We start from the raw sequence: 3,755 nt of genomic DNA on the forward strand, positions 1-3,755 counted from the left end.
TTCTTATTTTTTTCTTATTTTTTATTAGTTCATATTTGATTATAATTTTCACATTGTAATAATATTCATGTTTTTTTCAATCATATTCTATTATATTGAGAACAATTTTATTTTATCATATATAACATAAAGTCGAAATAATTAATATTTCGGAGAAAATATTACACAATCGAAAGGAATTAAAAAAAATGAAGAAAAAAACTTTAGGACTTCTTGTAGGAGCATTAGTAACAACATCTGTTTTAGCCGGCTACAATGCAAAGGGAGATAATATGGCTTCTGCAAAGGCTGCCATAATGGAGACAAAGGCAGATAAAATAAAAGACGATATGATGAAGGATAAGTCCGATAAGATGATGGATGGCGATATGAAAAAGGGCAAATCCGATAAGAAAATGAAGATGAAGAAGAAAAAAGCTGGCAAAAAAATGAAAAAATCTGACAAGATGATGAAGGACAATATGAAAAAAGATAAGTCCGATAAAATGATAGAAGATGACAACATGATGCAGGATGACATGAAAAATGGCAAGTCTTGTGGTAAAAAAAAGTGTAAGTCTGACAGCAAGAAAAATTGTAAGAAAAATTGCAAATCCAATAAGATGATGCAGGATGATATGAAAGATTCAAAAAGTATGAAAAAGGATAGAATGATGAATAACAAAGAGATGTATGACTTTACCCTCAAGGACTTAGACGGTAATGATTATAAGCTTAGTGACAATAAGGGCAAAAAGGTTTATATGAAGTTTTGGGCTTCATGGTGCTCTATCTGCCTTACAGGGCTTGAAGATCTTGACAAGCTTGCAGGCGAAAATAATGACTTTGAAATAGTTACTGTAGTTGCGCCTGGAAAAAACAGAGAAATGGATACCGCTGCTTTTAAGAAATGGTTTAAGGAATTAGGCTATAAAAATCTCAAGGTACTTTTTGATGAAACAGGAGAAGTTACTGAACATTATGGTGTAAAAGTATATCCTACTTCTGTATATGTTTCAAGTAACGGAACTGATACCACAGTTAAGGCAGGACATAACTCAAATGATGATATAAAGGATACAATTAAAAAGATTAAATAGATATCTCAGATCATTGTCCCCTAATTCTGATATTTGCAGATATGTGTTAATCTTACACCTTAGCCATAATAACACTGTTTCTTATATGGGATAGTTACGGCTAGGACTTGCTCTAAATTAAGTAGAAAGGAAATGTATATGAGTAAAAACAAATTACTTTGGATAATACCTATATTTTTTGTAGCAATTGCTTTATACTTAACTGCAAGTTGGTTTAAAAATCAACAAGAAATACAAGCCGCAAATAAAATAGTGAAACAAAATAAAGTTAAGCATAAAAAAGGAACAAAAAAGATGAACAAATCTGATAAATTAAAAGAAATCCATCTTGCCGGTGGCTGTTTTTGGGGGCTTGAAGCCTATATGCAGAAATTAAACGGTGTAGAAGATGCCATAAGCGGATATGCAAACGGAAAAACCGAAAATCCAACCTATTATGATTTACATACAAGTGGTCATGCTGAAACAGTAAAGGTAATATACAAGCCTGAAATTATCAGCCTTGAAGACTTACTGACACATTATCTGAGAGTTGTAAATCCTGTCAGTGTAAACAAACAGGGAAATGATGTTGGTACACAGTATAGAAGTGGTATATACTATACCGATAAAAATGACAAGAAAATAATTGATAATATTTTGAAAAAAGAACAAACCAAGTATGACAAGCCTATAGCGATAGAAGTCCTGCCACTTAAACATTTCTTTGAAGCTGAGGAATATCATCAGGATTATCTTTTTAAAAATCCAAACGGCTATTGCCATATAGACCTCTCTCTCGCTGAAAAACCTTTATCACCTGATAAAGAGCCTGTAATAGATGCTACAAAATACCCAAGACCATCTGATGCAGAACTCAAAAAAACTCTTACGGATATTCAGTATAAAGTTACTGTACAAAACAAGACAGAATATGCATTCTCAAATGAATATTGGGATAATTTTGATAAAGGTATTTATGTAGATATTACAACCAAAGAGCCACTCTTTACTTCTACCGATAAATTTGAGTCAGGCTGTGGCTGGCCAAGTTTTTCTAAGCCTATAGCTAAAGATGTGGTAAAATATATTGAAGATCGCAGTTTTAACATGATAAGAACCGAAGTAAGAAGCAGAAGCGGTGACATACACTTAGGTCATGTTTTTGATGATGGTCCTAAAGAACTTGGTGGAAAGAGATACTGTATCAACAGTGCATCTATTGAATTTATTCCATATGCAGAAATGGATAAAAGAGGCTATAGTTATTTAAAATACTTAATAAAGTAAAATCAAGAAATATAAAGGAAGGTAAAATAATATGAAAAAGAAAATTTTAGGCTTAATAGCCGGTATAATAACTGCGGCAACTGCCATAACAGGCTGTGGTGCAAGCGGTGGTTGCCGTACCTGAGGCTTTATGAGAAATAACTCTCCGGATTCGGAGATTGAAAGCAGCAGTACACAAAATATGGAAAAAAGTTCTATGTCAACCGGTATGACAAATTCTTCCAATAATTAATAATAAATGATATAATTGTATAATACAATCATTTGATTATAATAACTTTTTAATGGAGATATTATGTATAATCTACTTATAGTCGATGATGAACCAATAATCAGGCGAGGGATAAAATCTCTCGCCATCTTGTCTGAAATAGGAATAAGTGAAATATTTGAAGCCGGCAATGCTGAAAAATGTCTTGAAATAATAGATAAAGAGCAGATCGACATAATAATGCTTGATATAAATATGCCAAATACAGATGGGCTAACTTTAGCTAAAATACTTAAAGAAAAAAATAAAAATTTTGCAATTATTATGGTTACAGGATACGATTATTTTGAATATATGCAGACCGCAATAAGACTTGGTGTAGATGACTATCTGTTAAAGCCTGTAAATAAAACAGATATAGAACTTGTACTTAGGCGTATGATTGATAAGATAGAGAAAATCAGACTTGAAAACAGGCTTTTAAAACTTAACGTAACAAGCAAAAATATAACAGCCGGTGAGAATTCAAGTTTTAAAGCAGTAAGAGAATATATGGAGGAACACCTCTTTGACTCTGACCTCTCTCTCGGATACATAGCTGAAAATCTTGGTTTTAACAGCAGTTATTTAAGCGGTATAATAAAACAGATATATGGTATTCCATTTCAGGAATATCTAACACTCAAAAGAATGGAACAGGCAAAAATCCTCTGTCTTTCCACTGATATGAAAAACTATGAAATTGCAGAAGAAATAGGCTATGAAGATGTCAATTATTTCACAAATAGATTTAAAAAGACCTTTGGCATTACTCCAAAACAGTTTAAACAGGGGATGAAACCAAATGAAAACTAGATTAAGCTTTTTTTCAAAATTACACGTAAGGACAGCCCTTACTTTTTTGCTATTTTCCCTTTTTATAATAGCACTGCTTTCCGGCAGCATATATCATTTCACCTCTGATATGCTGATTAAAGATGATGTAATGCGTACAAGAGCTATGGTAAATCAAACCGGCGAGTATATATCTTCCTATCTTGAAAAACTCAGAACTTTCAGCAACATAATAGCCGAGCATAAAGATATAAAGGCTGCTCTTGCCAAGTCCTCCCCCGAATCTTTGGAAACTATTTCTTCACTGATTGCTCTTGCAAAAGAAAGCGACAGCAGAATAAGCGGTGTGGCTGTTGTTTCTA

3 protein-coding genes and 1 pseudogene are annotated in these 3,755 nt (G+C 32.7%); all 4 read left to right on the forward strand.

Translation table 11 applies throughout. From position 1 onward, the window contains the following. Nucleotides 1-188: 188 nt before the first annotated feature. Nucleotides 189-1,079: a TlpA family protein disulfide reductase gene (locus tag ACTTG8_RS09905; protein ID WP_442561944.1), complete on the forward strand. Its 891-nt coding sequence runs from the start codon at nt 189-191 to the stop codon at nt 1,077-1,079. Between the two features lie 138 nt (nt 1,080-1,217). Continuing rightward, on the forward strand, nt 1,218-2,348 hold the full coding sequence (msrB, locus tag ACTTG8_RS09910) for a peptide-methionine (R)-S-oxide reductase MsrB (protein WP_442561945.1): 1,131 nt from the start codon (nt 1,218-1,220) through the stop codon (nt 2,346-2,348). Between the two features lie 295 nt (nt 2,349-2,643). Continuing rightward, nucleotides 2,644-3,414: a response regulator transcription factor gene (locus ACTTG8_RS09915; RefSeq protein ID WP_442561946.1), complete on the forward strand. Its 771-nt coding sequence runs from the start codon at nt 2,644-2,646 to the stop codon at nt 3,412-3,414. Beyond that, nucleotides 3,404-3,755 (forward strand): annotated as a pseudogene (locus ACTTG8_RS09920) (cache domain-containing sensor histidine kinase); the annotation flags it as partial. The gene ACTTG8_RS09915 and the pseudogene ACTTG8_RS09920, both read left to right, overlap by 11 nt.

The sequence above is a fragment of the Catonella sp. genome (genome assembly GCF_052173895.1).
Taxonomy (GTDB): Bacteria; Bacillota; Clostridia; order Lachnospirales; family Lachnospiraceae; genus Catonella.